Here is a 17,716-nt window from a genome sequence, read left to right on the forward strand (position 1 = left end):
GAATGCATGCATTGACAATGAGAGGAGCGCACTAAGGTTCCCGACGACTTGCTCAGCTGTCGGTGAGGATGAAGGTGACCTTCATATTGACGCGGTAAGCGGCGATCTTGCCGTCCTCGACGACGATCTTCTGGTCCTGGATCCAGGCGCCCTCGACGTTCTTCAGGGTTTTTGCGGCGCGCGCGATGCCCTGCTCGATGGCATCCTGAAAGCTCTTCATGGACGACGACGTGATTTCGGTGACGCGGGCAACGGACATGGCTTCCTCCTGCCAAAACGCTCAGTTACGAAAACGAGCGTAGCGCCGGCCCAATGCAACCACAAGCCGGCGCAGGATCGGGTCGGATCAATGGCCCTTGGCGATCCGGTCGAAGGCCATCAGCTTTTCCAGCAGCGCCGGCATGTCCTTGAGAGGCACCATGTTGGGGCCATCCGAAGACGTCGAATTGTCCGGGTCCTGATGGGTTTCGATGAAGACGCCGGCGACGCCGACGGCAACGGCCGCGCGCGCGAGCGTCGCGACAAAGTGCCGTTCGCCGCCGGAGGAGCCGCCTTGCCCGCCCGGCTGCTGCACGGAATGGGTGGCGTCGAAGATAACCGGGGCGCCGATCTCGGCCATGACCGGCAGAGCGCGCATGTCCGAGATCAGCGTGTTGTAGCCGAACGAGACGCCGCGCTCGGTGGTCAGCACGTTCGGATTGCCGGAACCGGTGATCTTGGCGACGACGTTCTTCATGTCCCAGGGCGCGAGAAACTGGCCCTTCTTCACATTGATGACCTTGCCGGTCCTGGCGGCGGCGACCAGCATGTCGGTCTGGCGCGACAGGAAGGCGGGGATCTGCAGGACATCGACATGCGGCGCGACGATCGCGCACTGCTCCTCGGTGTGGACGTCGGTCAGCACCGGGAGCCCAAACTCCTTGCGCAGATCGTCGAAGATCGGCATTGCCGCATCGAGCCCGGCGCCGCGCGTCGCCGACAGCGAGGTGCGGTTGGCCTTGTCGTAGCTGGTCTTGTAGACGAGGCCGATGCCCAGACGTTCCGTCAGTTCCTTCAACGCGCCCGCCATGTCGAAAGCATGCTGGCGCGATTCAAGCTGGCACGGGCCGGCGATCAGCGACAGCGGCGCATTGTTGGCGAAGACGACCTTGCCGACGGTTACCGATGAATTGGGCGCCAGGGGCTTGCTCATGGGATCTCCCGGAAGATGAAGGCGGCGCCCTGCCCGGGCGCCGGCGGAACGACGACATCATTGCCGCTCATGTCGTGATCGACGGCGCCGGCCGCAAGCACGTGCGCAACTGAAGCTTTGTCGCGGATCGAGAAAACAATCGCCTCGAACCGGAAATGCGACGACGGCTTGGCCACCAGGCCGAAGCGCCGCGCGTAGGTTTCAGGCGTGACGACGATCAGTATCGCGTTCGGCAACCGCACCACGTCGCCCGCCCCAAGGTCGTCAGCACTCGCGCCGACGGCGATAGAGATCAGCCCGATCTGCGCGGAAGGCGCGTCGCTGACCGCAACCACTTCGACGATGCCGGTCACGCCATTGGCATGCGCCTGAAGCGCCGTGCGATCGATCTTCGGCGCGTTGACGCGCTCGCAGGCGAAGAGGAAGGCGTCCGGCGCCTCCTTGGCGGCCGCGAAGGCCAGCTTGAAAGACGCCGTATCGCTCTTTCCGTTCGCGTCGGTGAACACGCGTGAGAAACTAAGCATGTCGCCGGCCGACAGGCCGGCTTCGACAAAGCGCGTATGGTCGGCGTCGGCATTGCCGGCTCCAAGCACGACGGCCGAAAAACCCTCCTCGCCCAGCCGCTCGCGATAAAGGCGGTCGCGCGCTATGAAGACATTGCCGGCCGCGATTGCTTGTCCTGCTGCCTGTTCATTTCCCACCGCCAGCGGCTCGAGATAGGTGCCGTCGGCGAAAAAGACGCAGGCGTTCTGCGTGCCGAAAGGGTGGATGCCCGTGGGCGCGACGACAAAGCCGAGCGAGGCCAGACGCGACCGCGCGGCATCGAGGCTTCCGGTAGGCAGCACGAGGTGGTCGAGCGGATGGGCGGAGCTTTTGATCATGCCGGCGCGGTGTGCCCCATTCCGGCCGGCTGTTCAAGAGCGGCGGACCGAAGGAACGTGCTCTGCCGCTTCAGGCCGCGGCCACGACATCCGCCGAATAGCGCAGTTCGCGCAGCGGCTTCACCTTGCTGGTCGTGTCCGCATAGATGGGATCCGCCTTGTAGGCGGCAAGGGCCGCCTCGTCCTCGAACTCGGCATAGACGACGACATCGATCGCGTTGGAAAACAGATCGACCTTGGTGTTGAGCGTCACCTCGAAATGCTTCGAGTGCGGAATCTTGCCGAGCGCCAGCAGGCCCGAGCGCACAGCCTCGACATCTTCCCTGCGCCGCACGCTGAAGAAAACGATGTGCCGGATCAAGCCAGCCTCCCTGGTCTTCGGTTCAGCGGTGTTTCTGTGGGAGCAACGCCCGGGCGTCAACCGGCAACGATGTCGCGCCGCGATGCGAAAGCGGCGAGACCTTACCCGGTGACGTAGCGCACGATGCGTGACACTTCCCGTACGGTCGCGTCGAGGTAGTGGCCGCGATTGTAGAGGCCGTCCCAGAACAGGAAGAAGGTGATGGCGGCGATGACGATCACATAACGCATGGCTAAAACTATCCCATGCGGACAGCCGGAACCAGAGCGGCCGGGGCAGCGATTTTGGCAGTTCACTGCTTTTTGCCTGAAGCGCTTTCCCGTCAGCGGCGGCGCGGGCGGCCGCCTAGGCAGCCGCGTCGACGCGGCACGACGTCAAAGCGTGATGCGATATCTGGCAAAGCCCGCCTCGCCATCGCCGGCAGGCTCTATCTTCAAGGATTTCACGTCGGCGATGAAATCCTTGGCGCCCGGTCCGGTCTCGAAGACGACGCTGGCGCCGGGCAGCGGCGCGAAGGACCAGTTGTCGTCCGCCGAAGGGTTGATCGTGCCCTCGCTGACGACGTAGCGCACGATCACGTCGCGGTTGGTGTCCGGCGCTTCGTAGATGATCTTCGAGGCGTCGATGTCGGGGAAATTGCCGCCGCCGCCAGCGCGGTAATTGTTGGTGGCAACGACGAATTTCGCTGCCGGATCAATCGGTTTCCCGTTGAATTTCAGGTCGGCGATGCGATTGGAACCGGCGTTCGCGACGCCGCCCTTGGCATCGTATTTCGGCGGCTGCGACAGGTCGATCCGGTAGGTGACGCCGTCGATGACGTCGAAATTATAGGATGGGAAGTCGGTGTTGATCAGCGGCTGATCCGCTTTACCCGGCTCGATATGGTTGAAGATGCCGGCGGACATCTCCAGCCATTCCTTTACCTCGGTGCCGGTGATTTCGACGGCGCGCACCGTGTTCGGGTAAAGATAGAGGTCGGCGACATTCTTGATGGCGATATCGCCCGCGGGAACGTCGGTATAGTAGTCGGCGCCGTTGCGGCCGCCGGCCTTGAAGGGCGCCGCCGCCGACAGGAGCGGCACGTCCTTCCACTCAGTGCTCTTCAATATGTCCTTGAGATACCAGGTCTGCGCCTGGTTGACGATCTGCACGGACGGATCGTCGGCCACCAGGGCGAAATAGGAGTAAAGCGGCGCCGATGTCTTGCCGACGGGGCGGCGGACATAGGCAAGGGTTGCCTCGTGGTCCTGCTCGAGCGCCGCGATGATGCGCTTGTCGTCGCCAACGGTCGCCTTGCTCTTGTTGTCGACGCGCTCATAGATCGGCCGCGCCTCGGAGGTGGCCGAGACGATCCGCCACTTCGAGCCGTCGCGCTCCAGAAGCAGGTCGATCAGACCCATATGCGAACCCCAGAAGCCGCCCATGACCGCCGGCTTGCCCTGCAGCGTGCCCTTCTCGGTGTCGACGCCTGCGAGCGCCTGGAAATCCTTCTTGCCGGGGAAGACCAGATGCTGGTGGCCGGTGAAGACCGCGTCGATGCCCTCGACGCCGGCGACGAAGAACGAGGCGTTCTCCATCTTGTCACCCTGCTTGATATCGATGCCGGAATGCGAAAGCGCGATGACGATATCGGCGCCTTCCTCCCTGATCTGCGGCACCCAGGCCTTGGCCGCCTCGACGATATCGCGCGTCTGGACGCTGCCTTCGAGGTTTTTCAGGTCCCAGACCATGATCTGCGGCGGCACGAAGCCGATGACGCCGATCCTGATCGGTTGCTCGGCCCCTGACCCGTCCTTGATCTTCCTGTCGAGGATGACATAGGGCTTGAGATAGAGCTTGTCGTCGCGCGGGTTCGCGGCAAGCGTGGTGCCGCGGATCAGGTTCGCGCAGACGAAGGGAAAGTTGGCGCCGGCTAACACCTTGTCGAGAAAGGACAGCCCGTAATTGAATTCATGGTTGCCGAGCGTCGAGCATTCATAGCCGAGCACGTTCATGCCCTTCATGACGGGGTGCAGATCGCCGTCCTTCATGCCTTTCTCGTAGGCGATATAGTCGCCCATCGGACTGCCCTGCAGCAAGTCGCCATTGTCGATCAGCATCGAATTTACGGCTTCCTTGCGCACCGCGTCGATCAGCGAGGCGGTGCGCGACAGGCCCATCGTGTCGTTCGCCTTGTCGGCGTAATAATCGTAAGGCAGCAGGTTCACATGGATATCGGTCGTCTCCATGATCCTGAGATGCGCCTGATTGGCCGCGGCGCGGGCGGAGAACGGATGCAGCATGATCAGCGCGCCGCCGGCAGCGGCGCCAGCCAGGAATTCGCGACGGGAGAATTCGGGGCGGAAGACGGGCAGCCGTGACATTTTCTTCTCCTCTTCGACAACGCGACGACCCCTGCCCAAGCATGGAGCATGGCGCTGATGAGGCTTCGAGTCCACGCGCGCGAAAGGCCTTTCGATCACGAGAAGGTGACGTCTCGATGAAGCCGATGACGGCGAGGAAATCAGCTCTTGTCGTCGTCGCCCTGGGTGATCAGCCGCGCGCTGCGCTGGCCGGTAAGATATATCCATAGCCAGCTAAGCGAGACCGCCAGGCGGTTGCGGAAGTCGATCAGGAAATAGATGTGCGCTATGCCCCAGAGCCACCAGGCGGGCCAGCCGGTGAGCTTGATCCAACCGAAATCGATGGCGGCGGCGCGCTTGCCGATCGTCGCCAGGTCGCCGGCATGCTTGTAGCGGAAAGGACGCGGTGCATTATCGCCGGCCAGCCGCGCCTTGATCGTCGCGGCGACGTGTTTGCCCTCCTGCTTGGCCGACGGCGCCACACCCGGTACCGGCTTGCCATCCGGCCGCAGCACATGCGCGGTGTCGCCGATGACGAAAATGTCTGGATTGCCAGGCACAGTGAGGTCGGGTTCGACCAGCACCCGGCCCGCCCGGTCGGCCGCAGCCCCCAGCCATTCGGCCGCGGGCGAAGCGGCAACGCCCGCCGCCCAGATGATCGTCCTTGCCGGCAGGTGCGCGTCGCCGAAGACGACGCCTTCGGCATCGAGTTTCGTGACAGGGCGCCCGAGCTCGACGGTGACGCCCAGCCGTTCCAGCGCCTTGCGGGCATAGTCGGAAAGCTGCGGCGCGAAATTGGCCAGGATCCGTTCGCCAGCCTCGATCAGCACGACGCGCGCCTGTCGGGTGTCGATGTTGCGGAACTCGCCGCGCAGCGTGTCATGCGCGAGCTCGACAATAGTGCCTGCGAGTTCGACGCCGGTCGGCCCGCCGCCGACAATGACCAGCGTCAGCAGCGCCTGGCGCTTCGCCGGGTCGGTTTCGCGTTCCGCCTGCTCGAAGGCCAGCAGGATGCGTCGCCGGATCGTCGTGGCGTCCTCGAGCGTCTTCAGCCCCGGCGCGAACGGCTCCCACTCGTCATGACCGAAATAGGCGTGGCGCGCGCCGGTGGCGAGCACCAGCGTGTCATAAGGAACCGAGCTGCCGTCTTCGAGCAGCACGCGTTTGCCGGCGCGGTCGACGCCGGTAACATTGCCGAGAAGCGTCGTCACGTCCTTGCGCCTGCGCAGCAGATGACGGATCGGCCAGGCAACCTCAGAGGTCGCAAGCGACGTCGTCGCCACCTGGTAAAGCAGCGGCTGGAAAAGATGGTGGTTGCGTTTGTCGATCATGGTGATGCGCACCGGAGCTCCCGCCAGCGCACGCGTGAGTTCGAGGCCGCCGAAGCCGGCGCCGACGACAACGACGTTATGCTCGGTTTCGCTCATTTCATTCCGCCTCGCCAAGTGTAACCGTCACCCATGATGTAAGTATTTTTGTGCACTGCAACAATGTTGGATCGGGCAATAACCATGCCCGGGAGTCGTCGCGCGGCGTCGTGAATGCACATGCGACCGCATGGCCATGAGTATAGCGTGAAACAAATCGACAGGAGCCAAGCATGGCCGACAACCGTGACGACGAAGGGCCGGCGCAATACGCCTCGCCGCCCTGCTTTATGCATGAACTCGACCCGGAATACCGGGAGCCGCTCTCCGACTGGACGGATGTCAGACGCTGGCGCAAGGCCGAGCGCGAGCGGCTCATTGGCGCCCGCCTTGTCGTCTCAGCCGATGCGCGCACGGCCATGTCCGCGCGCATCGCGGACGGCCTCGACGCGCTGATCGGAGACATAGCCGGCCGGATGGTCAGCCTCTACTGGCCGTTTCGCGGCGAGCCGGATCTGCGTGGCTGGATGACCTCGATCAACGATCGTGGTGGCCGCACCGCACTGCCTGTCGTCATCGAGAAGGGACAGCCGCTGGTGTTTCGCGCCTATAGACCGGGCGACCGGCTGGAAAAGGGCGTCTGGAACATTCCGATCCCTGCCGAAGGCGATCCGGTGCTGCCCGACATCGTGATTTCGCCGATCGTCGGCATCGATCCCGGCAACTATCGGTTGGGCTATGGCGGCGGTTTCTTCGACCGCACGCTGGCGGCCATGCCGTTCAGGCCGTTGGTCGTCGGCGTCGGTTACGAACTGCAGCGCATTGCGACCATCTACCCGCAGCCGCACGACATTCCGATGACGACTGTGGTTACGGAGGCTAGCGCCTAAGCCATCTCTGGCCGCAGCCCGAGCGCCGTGCGATCGACGATCTCGCGCAGCGCGAAGGATGAGTTGATCTTCGTCACATGCGGCATGGCCGACAGCCATTCCTTGTGGATACGCTCATAGTCGACGAGATCCTTCGCCGCGATGCGCAGAATATAATCGTATTCGCCCGACATCAAATGGCAGGAGAGCACGTTCGGACAGCGCTTGATCGCCGCCTCGAAATCCGACAGCGTCTTTTCGAATTGCCCCGACAGCGATATGTGCACGATCGCCGTCATCTGGTGGCCGAGCGCGGAATTGGACAGCCTGGCGTGATAGCCGCGGATGGTCCCGGCCTTTTCCAAATTGTCGAGCCGGCGCGAACAGGCCGACTGCGACAGCCCGACCTTCTCGGCAAGCGCCGCATTGGGTATCCGCCCATCCTTCTGCAAAGTCTCCAGAATGGCGATATCAATCCTGTCGAGCGGCATTTTTCGTGGTTCCTGCGAATTTCTAGCGATTTCGCGCAATAATTATCGAAGAGCGACCGTTGCCGCAAGTGCATTCGCAAACACATACGGAACGATTCGTGGTTGACTGCGGTTACTGCGTGTCCACCTCCGAATTTGGAGCCGGTGGCATGCACCAATGATAGGGAGACCGCCCTTGAAGGGCGCGGACAGGAGAAAAAAGATGCGTGTCGGCTGCCCCAAGGAAATCAAGAACCATGAATATCGCGTCGGCCTGACGCCCGGCTCGGTCCGCGAATATGTCGCGCATGGCCACGAAGTGCTGGTCGAGACAGGCGCTGGCGCCGGTATCGGCGCCGACGACAACGCCTACCGCGCCGCCGGCGCGACCATCGCCAAGACGGCCGCCGACGTGTTCGCCAAGTCGGACATGATCGTCAAGGTCAAGGAGCCGCAGCCCAACGAATGGGTCCAACTGCGCGACGGCCAGATCCTCTACACCTATCTGCACCTCGCTCCCGATCTGGAGCAGACCAAGGGTCTTCTTGGCTCGGGCGTGACCGCGGTCGCTTATGAGACCGTGACAGACGATCGCGGCGGCCTGCCGCTGCTCGCCCCGATGTCGGAAGTCGCCGGTCGCCTTTCGATCCAGGCCGGCGCGACGGCGCTGCAGAAGGCCAATGGCGGCCGCGGCGTGCTGCTCGGCGGCGTGCCCGGCGTGCTGCCCGGCAAGGTCACCGTGCTCGGTGGCGGCGTCGTCGGCCTGCATGCGGCCAAGATGGCGGCCGGCCTCGGCGCCGATGTCACCATCATCGACCGCTCGATCCCGCGTCTGCGCCAGCTCGACGACATTTTTGGCGGCCGCGTGCATACGCGTTACTCGACCGTCGAAGCGCTGGAGGAAGAATGCTTTTCGGCCGACGTCGTGATCGGCGCCGTGCTGATCCCGGGCGCCGCCGCGCCCAAGCTCGTGACCCGCGAAATGCTTTCCGGCATGAAGAAGGGCTCGGTGCTGGTCGACGTCGCGATCGACCAGGGCGGCTGCTTCGAGACCTCGCATGCCACGACGCATGCCGATCCGACCTATGAGGTCGACGGCGTGATCCACTATTGCGTCGCCAACATGCCCGGCGCCGTGCCGGTCACTTCAGCGCACGCGCTCAACAACGCGACGCTGCATTACGGCTTGCAACTCGCCGACAAGGGCCTCAAGGCGCTGGTCGACGACCATCACCTGCGCAACGGCCTCAATGTCCATAAGGGCAAGATCACCAACCGCGCCGTCGCCGAAGCGCTCGGCTACGAAATGGTCGAACCGAAGGCGGTTCTTGCCGCCTGATAAATTCGCAGAGATTTCCTTCTGTCGCCTGCCGGGTCACTCCGGCGGGCTTTTTCTTGAGCGCAAACTGGTCGCGTCAAGAAAACCGGGCAACAAAAAAGCGGAGCAAAAGCCCCGCTTCCTCGAATGTTGCGACCTGCCGCCGGTCCATCCGCGGTCGGCAAATCATCAACAACTACATTCTAGCGCTGTAGTGCGACGGGAATACGACAGTCTCGAAATGCGCCTTTTCTCGTCTTCCGCCAATATGCGCCCTTGTGTGAAATGCTTCACATTCGCTCGACAAGAAAGACGCCTAGAGACGGACCGTTACTGGCGGCCTGAGCCTGCCGGGTCGGACAAGTCCGGCCCGCACAGCACTGGCCGACAGCTTCTGTCAGACCCTCCAACGGCCCGCCTGACCATCGGCGGGCTTTTTTTTGGGTCATGCCCGCTCGATGCGGCATTGATAGCAATTGTTCCGGGCCGAGCGGACATGGATGTAGGCGATGTCGTCGCGCCCAAACAGCGTCCGCGCCCGGGCGGCAATCTCGCCGGTCGGCGTGACGGCGCCGCTGCCATAGACGATGCGATTGTCCTCGCCATAGCCCCTGACGATATAGTCGCTGCTTTCGAGCATCTCCGGCAGCGCATCGCCCTCGGCGGCGCGCTCGCATTCCTCGGCGTGGAGGAAGATCGGGCCGGTTTCGGCATAAGGTTGCAGTTGCGGGAACGGCCGGTAAGCCACGATCAGGTAGCCTTTGCCTGCGGCGACATTCTTCATGCAGTGCCTGCAGGGTACGCCGTCGCCATCGGAGATCCGGTGCTCCGGGGTGCGGCCATAGGCATCGGGCCCTCCCCGCTGCAGGGCGCGCACGGCTTCGGTCGGCAAGGCTTGGAACTGGATGCCCATGGCAAATCTCCGGTGTCGATTTCCGGAAATTATGCCTGTGCGACGGCGTCTCCCACCCGATTCCTGACTGACGCCGCGCACAAGTGAAAGAGCCCGGCCGCCTTGAACAGGCCGGGCTCCGTCGTCGGCATTATCGGCTCAGCTTCACCGCACGAAATCGTCGAAGCGGCGCAGCGTCACGCGCCGGTTGCGCCAGTTCTCCTGTTGGGTCTGCACAAGCAGGAATTCCTCGCCATAGCCGACGGTGTCCAGCGCGAAAGCGGGCACGCCGAACTCACCCACCAGCGTCCGCTTCAGCGACGCGGCGCGGCGTTCGGACAGGACCTGGTTCGATTCGAAAGAACCCACGGCGTCGGTATGGCCTTCGATCAGGATGCGGGCGCCGCGGTCGCGCCGCAAGATGCGATGGAGCGCGTCGGCAATGATTTCGACCTTGCCGTATTGCGAAGGGGCGATGGCGGCCGAGCCGAATTCGAAATTGATCGACTGGATGTCGATCGAGCGCGCCATGCGCCGCAGATCGGGCCGGCGCTTGAACTCGCGAATGGTGACGCGCTCGTTCGGGCGTAGCTTCTTCCTGGGCGCGGCGTCGAGCTGGCGCTCGATCGTGGCAGCCGAAGGCGTGGTCGCCTGCGCGGATGCCAGGCTCGGCATGGCAATTGCCGCGATCATGGCTACGGCGAATGTACGTCGGGTCAGCATGTCTTTTCTCCTACAAGCCCGGCCTCGTAATGCGGCCGGGACAATGGCAAAGACAGTCTGAAGCGGCGATGAACGAGGCGTTCAGGCGGTGAGACGTTATAGTTTGCCGTTCGGAATTGCTTGAACGGCTTAGCCTCGCATGACGCTGGCCGAGCGCTCGGCGAAGCTCAGCGGATGCACGACCTCCTTCTTCTGCGCCACCGGCGTGAAGCCGAGCTTCTGGTACAGCGGGAGAGCCGCCGGATGGTCGAGCGTGCAGGTCTGCACGGTGACGCGCCTTGGCCCATGCGCCCAGGCCGCCGAGATCGCGGCGCCAAGGAACCAGCGGCCGATGCCCTGGCCGTGCGCATGCTCCATCATGCCGAAATAGGCGAGATCCACCTCGTCCGGCAGATGCGGCTTGAGGTCGAAGAAGCCGGCGGGAGCGCCGTCGAGATAGAGCACCCTGATGTCGCGATCCTCGCGGTGCAGGCCGGCGGCAAGCTCCTCGTCGCTCAGCCTCAGCACATTGACCCAGTGCCATTTGCGCCCGACGCGATCCATCAGATAGCGATAGAAATGGAGTGGGATATCTTTCGTCTTCAGCAGCGCGATCTGGCGGTTGTAGGGGATCGGCGGCGAAACCGCCGGCGCCGCATGCATCTCCAGGAACGTGACCGTGACATCGATATCTTGCAGCGCGCCGTTTTCCATCATTCTTTCCCCGTCACCACCGGCGTGTCGCCGAGACCGCCCCATTCTGTCCAGGAACCATCGTAGAGCCGGTTGTCGGTATGGCCGAGCGTCTCCAGCGCCAGCGTGATCGCCGCCGCGGTGATGCCCGAGCCGCAGGACGTGACGACCGGCTTCGACAGGTCGATGCCGGCGCCCTCGATCACCTTGCGCAAGCGGTCCTTGGGTAGCAACTCGCCATTCTCGGCAAGCGCCGTGATCGGAACATTACGCGCGCCAGGCATATGGCCCGAACGGACGCCTGGGCGCGGCTCCGGATCGGTGCCGGCAAAGCGGCCTGAAGAGCGCGCGTCGGCGATCTGGCTCTTCCGGTCGCCGACGATCCTGCGCATCTCGTCGAGCCCGACAACCCGGCCCGCGTCGAAATCGGCGTGGAAGACGCTTGGCGCGATCTTCGTCGGCTCAGCCGTCACGGGTCGCCCCTCGGCCTTCCAGCGGTCGATGCCGCCGTTAAGGATGTAGATCTGGAAGACGCCCATGACGCGGAACATCCACCAGGCGCGCGGCGCCGAGAACAGGCCTGGACCGTCATAGACGACGATCGTGTCGTCGGCCGAAACGCCCATGGCGCCGACATATTGGGCGAAGTGCTGTGGCGAGGCCAATGTGTGCGGCAGTTTCGAATCCGGATCGGAAACCGCATCCTGGTCGAGGAAGCGTGCGCCGGGAATGTGAGCGGCATCGTATTCGGCGCGGGCGTCGCGCTTTTGCGCCGGCAGGTACCAGGAGGCGTCGATGATGGTGAGACCTGGCTCGCCAAGCTGTTTTTCCAGCCAGTCGGCGTCGACGATGAAAGGGCTGTCCTGCGCCATTTTTGTTCTTCCTGCCCCGCCTCGCCTCAACGTCAATTCGCCGGTATAGATCCGAAGCGGATACGGAAGCGCCGGTTCTCGCGGCCTTTCTTCTCGATCTTGCCGATATGTATCTCGCCGACCTCGCCTGTCGACTTCACATGTGTGCCGCCGCAGGGCTGGCTGTCGATCGAGCCGTTGTCGCCGATGCAGACCAGACGGATTTTTCCTGTACCGACGGGTGGGCGGACGTTCTTCGATTTCACCAGGCCGGGATTGGCGGCGAGTTCCTCGTCGGTGATCAGCCTTGTGAAGATCGGATGATCGGCGCGCACCAGCTCCATCAGCCTCGCCGTCACATCCTCCTTGCTGAAGCCGGCGTCGGGAATATCGAAGTCGACGCGGCTGTCGTCCTCGGCAACCGCCGCCCCGGTGATCGGAAACGGACAGACCACCGTCAGCAGGTGGCAGGCGGAATGCATGCGCATCAGAAGGTGCCGCCGCTCCCAGTCGATCAAGAGCTTCAGCCTTTCGCCGACAGCGGGCAGCGCGTGCTCCGGTGCCGGCACATGGACGATCTCGTCCTTGGTCTCGCCGGTGATGGTGGCGGCGATCGCGATGCGGCCGCCATCGGCGCGCTCAAATATCCCGGTGTCGCCCGGCTGCCCACCGGACGTTGCATAAAAGACTGTCCGATCGAGGAGGATGCCGCCACGATCGTTGATCGCGACGACCTCGGCCTCCGCCGTCTTCTGATAGGCGTCGTCGCGAAACCGCGCCTCGGTTTTGTACGCCATCATGCCACCTTTTCGAACGGCACTGAAATATCGGCTTTTTCTTCCATCCAGCCCGGCACCGGAAGATTCTTGCCGCGCAGGAACTCCGGATTGAAGAGCTTGGCCTGGTAGCGCGTGCCGTAGTCGGCAAGGATCGTCACGATGGTGTGGCCTGGTCCGAGCTCGCGCGCCAGTCGGACGGCTCCGGCGATGTTGATGCCGGTCGAGCCGCCGACGCAGAGCCCCTCTTCCTGGATCAGGTCGAAGATAATCGGCAAAGCTTCCTCGTCCGGGATCTGGTAGGAGAAATCCGGCGTGAAGTCTTCCAGATTGGCGGTGATGCGGCCCTGGCCGATACCTTCGGTGATCGAGCTGCCATCGGATTTCAGCTCGCCGCTGGTGTAGAAACTGTAGAGGGCGGCACCCAGCGGGTCGGCGAGCGCGATCTTGACGTCCTTGCTCTTGCCCTTGAGCCCGAGAGCGACACCCGCAAGCGTGCCGCCGGAGCCGACGGCCGAGACGAAGCCATCGATCTTGCCGCCGGTCTGGGCCCATATCTCCTGGGCAGTCGTGCGGACATGGCCGTCGCGGTTGGCGACATTGTCGAACTGGTTGGCCCAGATCGCGCCGTTCGGCTCCGAGCGCGCCAGTTGCTCGGCAAGGCGGCCGGACAGTTTTATGTAATTGTTGGCGTTTTTGTAGGGCACCGCCGGCACTTCGATCAGCTCCGCGCCCAGGATCTTGATCGTGTCCTTCTTTTCCTGGCTCTGCGTGTCGGGGATGACGATGACGGTGCGGTAGCCAAGCGCCTTGGCGACCAACGTCAAACCGATGCCGGTGTTGCCGGCAGTGCCTTCGACGATCAGCCCCCCGGGCTTGAGCAGGCCGCGCTGCTCGGCATCGCGGATGATGAAAAGGCCGGCCCGATCCTTTACCGATTGCCCGGGATTCATGAACTCGGCCTTGCCGAGGATCTCACAGCCGGTCGCTTCCGAAGCTTTGTTGAGCCGGATCAGGGGCGTGTTGCCGATCGCTTCGATCACAGAACGGGGCATGCGGGATTCCTTCATGTGTGCGGCGAGACCCTAAAAACCGGAAGCCGCGGTTTCAAGGCAAGATTTTGCCTGGTCCAGTCGCATTCCGGATGGTGCAGTGCTCGCGATCATTTCAACGTCATGCGCAAAACCGCTCTTTTCAACCGATTTCTCCGCCGCTAGAGCAAACCGGAACATTCGCAGGACATCCCATGGCACTCTACCGGGCCAATCCGAAAGACGGTGTCGCCTGGATCACGGGCGGCAGCAGCGGCCTTGGCCGGGCGTTGGCCAAGGATCTCGCCAATCAAGGCTATGCCGTCGCGGTGACGTCGCTGCCGGAAGATCCAGCCGACACGCTGATCGTCGAAACGGCGCAGATGTCCGGACATGTGAAGTCCTTTCCCTGTGACGTGACCGACGAGCAGGGCATGGCGCGCGCGGCCGCCGCGATCGAAGAACAGATGGGGCCGATCGTGCTTGCCGTCTTCAACGCCGGCAACTATATCGCCACACCCGGCGAGAACCTGGTGGTGCGCGATTTCCATCACTCCTTCGCCGTGAACTATTTCGGCATCGTCAACGGCGTGGTGCCGGTCGTCGAGCATATGCGCGTGCGCGGACGCGGCCATGTCGTCCTGGTCGGATCGGTCACCGCCTATTGCGGCTGGCCGACCACGGCGGCCTATGGCGGCACCAAGGCCGCGATCAACATCCTGGCGGAGTCGCTGAAATACGACTTCGACAAGATGAACATCCGCGTTCAGGTCATCAATCCGGGATTCGTCGACACGCCGCTGACCGAAAAGAACAAGCTGCCGATGCCGGGCCTGATGCCTGTACATCGCGCGTCACGCCGCATGGCGCGCGGCATCAGGAAGGGCGGCTTCGAAGTCACCTTCCCGTACCACGTAAGCTTGCCCCTGAAACTGCTCAGCCTGCTGCCGCGGCCGATCTGCCGGTTCGTCATTGGTCTCACTACCCACTGGTGGGGGCGGCCATTGCATTTCGACCGCAGGCTGCCCGGCAAAAAAGATCCGCCCCGCGACAAGGCGACATAAGCCGGCGAAACGGCGATTGCCTGCCGGCGGGGACGGCCATAGGTTGAGAATCATTGCTTGGAGACTGTAATGGGGCGGCGGATCGTGCTTGCGGTGCTTGGCCTTGCAGTCGTCCTGGTCGCCGGTTTCTTCCTTGGCCCGCGCGTGTCGGTCGATACGACAATCCGTTTCAATCCGTCGCTGATCGGCGACGATCCGCAGGCCTATCTGGCGCGTGAAGAGGCTGCCGTGCCCAATATCCGCGACGGGCTCGACAAGGAGATCATCTGGGCGAACCCGATGGTCCATGCCAAGACGCCCTTGGCCATCGTCTATATCCATGGCTTTTCCGCCTCCAAGGGCGAGGTCCGCCCCTTGCCGGACGACATTGCGGATGAACTGGACGCCAACCTCTTCTACACGCGCCTGACCGGCCACGGTCAGGATGGCGCGGCAATGGCGCAAGGCAGCGTCAATGCCTGGATCAACGACTATGAGGAGGCGTTGGCCATCGGCCGCGCCATCGGCGACAAGGTGATCGTCATCGGGACCTCGACCGGCGGCTCGCTGGCGGCGTGGGCCGCAACGCAGCCGGGCGCTTCGGACGATGTCGCCGCGATCGCGTTCATATCGCCCAATTTCGGCGTCAAGGCCTCCGGCGCCGAGTTGCTGACCATGCCCTGGGGCGGGCAACTCGCCGAGCTCGTTGGCGGCAAGGAGCGCAGTTTCCCCCCGCGCAACGCGCTCCACGAAAAATTCTGGACCACCAGATATCCGATGAAGGCGGTGCTGCCGATGGCCGCGCTCATGGAACTCGCTTATGGCGCGCCGGTCGAGAAGGCGACGGTCCCGGCCCTGTTCATCTTCTCCGATTCCGACAAGGTGGTGCGACCCGACCGGACGCGCGAGATTGCCGGACGCTGGGGAGCTCCGCACGAGCTGGTGCCGGTCGACGATACCGGCGATCCGGACAATCACGTCATCGCCGGCGATGTGCTGTCGCCGCAGACCACGGCCTTTCTCACCCAGCGCATCGTGGTGTGGGTGAAGGCGCTGATGCAGCAGCAGTCAGGCGAGTGAAGTCAGGCCAGTGAAATGAAAAACGGCCGAAGCATCGCTCCGGCCGTTCCTGTTCGCGTGGTTCTGCTGGGCTTAAGCGGCCCGGTTCGCCGGACGCTTGCCGCCGAAGCGGCGCTTGTTGTTGCCCTTGAAGCGCTTGAAGCCGTCAGGCTTGCTCGAGCCATTCGGCTTGGCCGCAGTCGGGCGTTCGCCCTGCGGCTTCGGAGCGCGTTCGCCATGAGGCTTGCCGCCGAAACGCTTGTTGTCGCCACCGTTGCCAGGACGGCGGCCATCGCGGCGGGCGCCGTGATGTTCGCGATCATTGGCCGGTTCGAAATGACGCTCGGTCTTTTCCCTGGGATCGCGCTGCGGATCCGGGCTGCCGAGATGGTCGGCAACAACCGGCAGCTTCATGCGGATGATACGCTCGACCTGCCGCAGCTTGGCGTTCTCCGAAGGATCGCAAAGCGTGATGGCAATGCCGTCCCTGCCGTTGCGGCCGGTGCGGCCGATGCGGTGGACGTAGCTTTCCGCCTCATCCGGCAGGTCGAAATTCACGACATGGCTGATGCCGGGAACGTCAATGCCGCGCGCCGCAATATCGGTGGCGACCAGGATGCGAACCGAGCCATCGCGGAAATCGTTGAGCGCCTTCTGGCGCGCATTCTGCGATTTGTTGCCGTGGATGACGGCAGCCTCGAAACCGTCACGGGCCAGGTCCTTGGTGACGCGGTCGGCGCCATGCTTGGTGCGCGAGAACACGATCACCGAGCGCATTGCCTCGTCGGCGAGCATCTTGGACAGCACCTGGCGCTTCTGCTTGGTGCGGGCGAGCACCACACTCTGCACGATCTCGACTGCCGCGGTGCTTTGCGGCGAAACTTCGATGCGGACGGGGTTCTTCAGCAAGCCCTTGGCAAGCTCTGCGATCTCATCGGGCATGGTGGCCGAGAACAGTGCCGTCTGGCGGTCCGGCGCGGTCGCCTTGGCGATGCGCTTGACGTCGTTGATGAAGCCCATGTCGAGCATGCGGTCGCCCTCGTCGAGGACGAGCCATTTGGTGTCGGCGAGGATGAGATCGCCCTCGCGCACCAGGTCGGTCAGGCGGCCGGGCGTGGCGATCAGAATGTCGACGCCGGGCGCAACCTTCTTCACCTGGCTGAAGCGCGAGACGCCGCCCAGAACCAGCGCGGTCGAGACATGCGCGCCCTTGGCGAGGATCTTGATGGTGTCCTCGATCTGCACGGCGAGCTCGCGCGTCGGCGCCAGGATGAGCGCACGCGTCGTCTTCGGCCGGCGCTTGGTGCCGAGCCCGATGATCTTGGACAGGATCGGCAACGCAAAGGCCGCGGTCTTGCCGGAGCCGGTCTGGGCGATGCCAAAAATGTCGCGGCCTTCCAACTGCGGCGGGATCGCCTGCATCTGGATCGGCTTGGGATCGGCGAAGCCGGCGGCATGAGTGGCCTTCAGCAACGCGCCCGAAATTCCAAGTGCGGCGAAACCATTCAGTTCCGCCATGTTTTCGTTGGTCAAAATATTCTTCTTTCACGCGGCCTTGTGGCCGCAAACATCAATGGCGGCAGGGCGCAACCTGCCGTCGGATAAATTATCATGGAACGACAAGGCGGCGGACGATCGTCCGCGCGGCTGCGCTGTCGTGCCCGCAAGCATCATGCCTCGGGGCTTTTTCGCCAGCTTGCCGATCGACCAGGGCCGATTTGCCGGAAAGAGGGAAAACAGACGCAACCAGTCTCATTCGTCGAGAAGGCCGGATTCGTTCCCGGCCCAAGCGCCTATGCCGCTGCATATGGCCGAGTCTGGCCCGAAATGCAAGGGGCTTCATGTTGCAGTGCAACAAAAATGAGGGCG

Annotated in this window: 20 protein-coding genes; 5 read left to right on the plus strand and 15 right to left on the minus strand. The window is 63.5% G+C overall.

The genetic code is table 11. From position 1 onward, the window contains the following. Positions 1 to 52: 52 nt before the first annotated feature. From FJ414_RS20955 to FJ414_RS20980, 7 genes are all read right to left on the minus strand, one after another. Positions 53 to 259, minus strand: coding sequence for a dodecin family protein (locus FJ414_RS20955; RefSeq protein ID WP_140646245.1), 207 nt, complete (start codon positions 257 to 259; stop codon positions 53 to 55). A gap of 87 nt (positions 260 to 346) precedes the next feature. After that, complete coding sequence (gene kdsA / locus FJ414_RS20960; RefSeq protein WP_140646246.1) at positions 347 to 1,192, minus strand: 3-deoxy-8-phosphooctulonate synthase; 846 nt, start codon at positions 1,190 to 1,192, stop codon at positions 347 to 349. Further along, the gene (locus tag FJ414_RS20965; RefSeq protein WP_140646247.1) at positions 1,189 to 2,073 is read right to left on the minus strand and encodes a VOC family protein; all 885 of its coding nucleotides are present in this window, start codon (positions 2,071 to 2,073) and stop codon (positions 1,189 to 1,191) included. The genes kdsA and FJ414_RS20965 overlap by 4 nt, the downstream gene beginning before the upstream one ends. A gap of 70 nt (positions 2,074 to 2,143) precedes the next feature. After that, a complete protein-coding gene (locus FJ414_RS20970; RefSeq protein ID WP_140646248.1) occupies positions 2,144 to 2,434 on the minus strand; it encodes a Dabb family protein in 291 nt (96 codons plus the stop codon). Between the two features lie 101 nt (positions 2,435 to 2,535). Next, entirely contained in the window at positions 2,536 to 2,664 is a 129-nt protein-coding gene (locus FJ414_RS32015; RefSeq protein ID WP_264296002.1) for a hypothetical protein, read from the minus strand. A gap of 144 nt (positions 2,665 to 2,808) precedes the next feature. Beyond that, positions 2,809 to 4,797 carry a bifunctional 2',3'-cyclic-nucleotide 2'-phosphodiesterase/3'-nucleotidase gene (locus FJ414_RS20975; RefSeq protein WP_140646249.1) on the minus strand — a complete coding sequence of 663 codons (1,989 nt, stop codon included), beginning with the start codon at positions 4,795 to 4,797 and terminating at the stop codon, positions 2,809 to 2,811. A gap of 140 nt (positions 4,798 to 4,937) precedes the next feature. After that, the gene (locus FJ414_RS20980; RefSeq protein ID WP_140646250.1) at positions 4,938 to 6,203 is read right to left on the minus strand and encodes an NAD(P)/FAD-dependent oxidoreductase; all 1,266 of its coding nucleotides are present in this window, start codon (positions 6,201 to 6,203) and stop codon (positions 4,938 to 4,940) included. A 173-nt stretch (positions 6,204 to 6,376) separates the two neighbouring features. Here FJ414_RS20980 and FJ414_RS20985 point away from each other — a divergent pair, with 173 nt between their 5' ends. Continuing rightward, positions 6,377 to 7,033 carry a 5-formyltetrahydrofolate cyclo-ligase gene (locus FJ414_RS20985; protein WP_140646251.1) on the plus strand — a complete coding sequence of 219 codons (657 nt, stop codon included), beginning with the start codon at positions 6,377 to 6,379 and terminating at the stop codon, positions 7,031 to 7,033. Here FJ414_RS20985 and FJ414_RS20990 read toward each other — a convergent pair. Further along, the gene (locus tag FJ414_RS20990) at positions 7,030 to 7,503 is read right to left on the minus strand and encodes an Lrp/AsnC family transcriptional regulator (protein WP_140646252.1); all 474 of its coding nucleotides are present in this window, start codon (positions 7,501 to 7,503) and stop codon (positions 7,030 to 7,032) included. The genes FJ414_RS20985 and FJ414_RS20990 overlap by 4 nt on opposite strands. Positions 7,504 to 7,705: 202 nt before the next feature. On the opposite strand from FJ414_RS20990, the gene ald reads away from it, so the two are divergent. Then, the gene (ald, locus tag FJ414_RS20995; RefSeq protein WP_140646253.1) at positions 7,706 to 8,821 is read left to right on the plus strand and encodes an alanine dehydrogenase; all 1,116 of its coding nucleotides are present in this window, start codon (positions 7,706 to 7,708) and stop codon (positions 8,819 to 8,821) included. 424 nt (positions 8,822 to 9,245) lie between these two features. Here the strand turns inward: ald and FJ414_RS21000 are convergent, their stop codons facing one another. The 6 genes from FJ414_RS21000 to FJ414_RS21025 form a co-directional block, all read right to left on the minus strand. Next, positions 9,246 to 9,713 (minus strand): DUF1203 domain-containing protein, encoded by a 468-nt coding sequence (locus FJ414_RS21000; RefSeq protein WP_140646254.1) that lies wholly within the window; start codon positions 9,711 to 9,713, stop codon positions 9,246 to 9,248. Positions 9,714 to 9,857: 144 nt separating this feature from the next. After that, complete coding sequence (locus FJ414_RS21005) at positions 9,858 to 10,415, minus strand: OmpA family protein (protein WP_140646255.1); 558 nt, start codon at positions 10,413 to 10,415, stop codon at positions 9,858 to 9,860. A 129-nt stretch (positions 10,416 to 10,544) separates the two neighbouring features. After that, positions 10,545 to 11,108 (minus strand): GNAT family N-acetyltransferase, encoded by a 564-nt coding sequence (locus FJ414_RS21010; protein WP_140646287.1) that lies wholly within the window; start codon positions 11,106 to 11,108, stop codon positions 10,545 to 10,547. Beyond that, positions 11,108 to 11,959, minus strand: a complete 852-nt coding sequence (gene sseA, locus FJ414_RS21015; protein WP_140646256.1) for a 3-mercaptopyruvate sulfurtransferase — start codon at positions 11,957 to 11,959, stop codon at positions 11,108 to 11,110. The genes FJ414_RS21010 and sseA overlap by 1 nt, the downstream gene beginning before the upstream one ends. A gap of 32 nt (positions 11,960 to 11,991) precedes the next feature. Further along, the gene (locus FJ414_RS21020) at positions 11,992 to 12,735 is read right to left on the minus strand and encodes an alanyl-tRNA editing protein (protein ID WP_140646288.1); all 744 of its coding nucleotides are present in this window, start codon (positions 12,733 to 12,735) and stop codon (positions 11,992 to 11,994) included. Continuing rightward, on the minus strand, positions 12,735 to 13,769 hold the full coding sequence (locus FJ414_RS21025; protein ID WP_095765481.1) for a cysteine synthase A: 1,035 nt from the start codon (positions 13,767 to 13,769) through the stop codon (positions 12,735 to 12,737). The genes FJ414_RS21020 and FJ414_RS21025 overlap by 1 nt, the downstream gene beginning before the upstream one ends. Before the next feature lie 191 nt (positions 13,770 to 13,960). On the opposite strand from FJ414_RS21025, the gene FJ414_RS21030 reads away from it, so the two are divergent. After that, positions 13,961 to 14,809 (plus strand): SDR family NAD(P)-dependent oxidoreductase, encoded by an 849-nt coding sequence (locus FJ414_RS21030; protein WP_140646257.1) that lies wholly within the window; start codon positions 13,961 to 13,963, stop codon positions 14,807 to 14,809. Positions 14,810 to 14,878: 69 nt separating this feature from the next. Beyond that, positions 14,879 to 15,868 carry an alpha/beta fold hydrolase gene (locus FJ414_RS21035; protein ID WP_140646258.1) on the plus strand — a complete coding sequence of 330 codons (990 nt, stop codon included), beginning with the start codon at positions 14,879 to 14,881 and terminating at the stop codon, positions 15,866 to 15,868. A 72-nt stretch (positions 15,869 to 15,940) separates the two neighbouring features. Here FJ414_RS21035 and FJ414_RS21040 read toward each other — a convergent pair whose 3' ends face one another. Continuing rightward, entirely contained in the window at positions 15,941 to 17,365 is a 1,425-nt protein-coding gene (locus FJ414_RS21040) for a DEAD/DEAH box helicase (RefSeq protein ID WP_140646289.1), read from the minus strand. On the opposite strand from FJ414_RS21040, the gene FJ414_RS21045 reads away from it, so the two are divergent. After that, the gene (locus tag FJ414_RS21045) at positions 17,364 to 17,711 is read left to right on the plus strand and encodes a hypothetical protein (protein WP_140646259.1); all 348 of its coding nucleotides are present in this window, start codon (positions 17,364 to 17,366) and stop codon (positions 17,709 to 17,711) included. The genes FJ414_RS21040 and FJ414_RS21045 overlap by 2 nt on opposite strands. Positions 17,712 to 17,716: the final 5 nt, after the last annotated feature.

Origin of the sequence: Mesorhizobium sp. B3-1-6, from assembly GCF_006439555.1 — a bacterium.
Classification (GTDB): Bacteria; Pseudomonadota; Alphaproteobacteria; order Rhizobiales; family Rhizobiaceae; genus Mesorhizobium.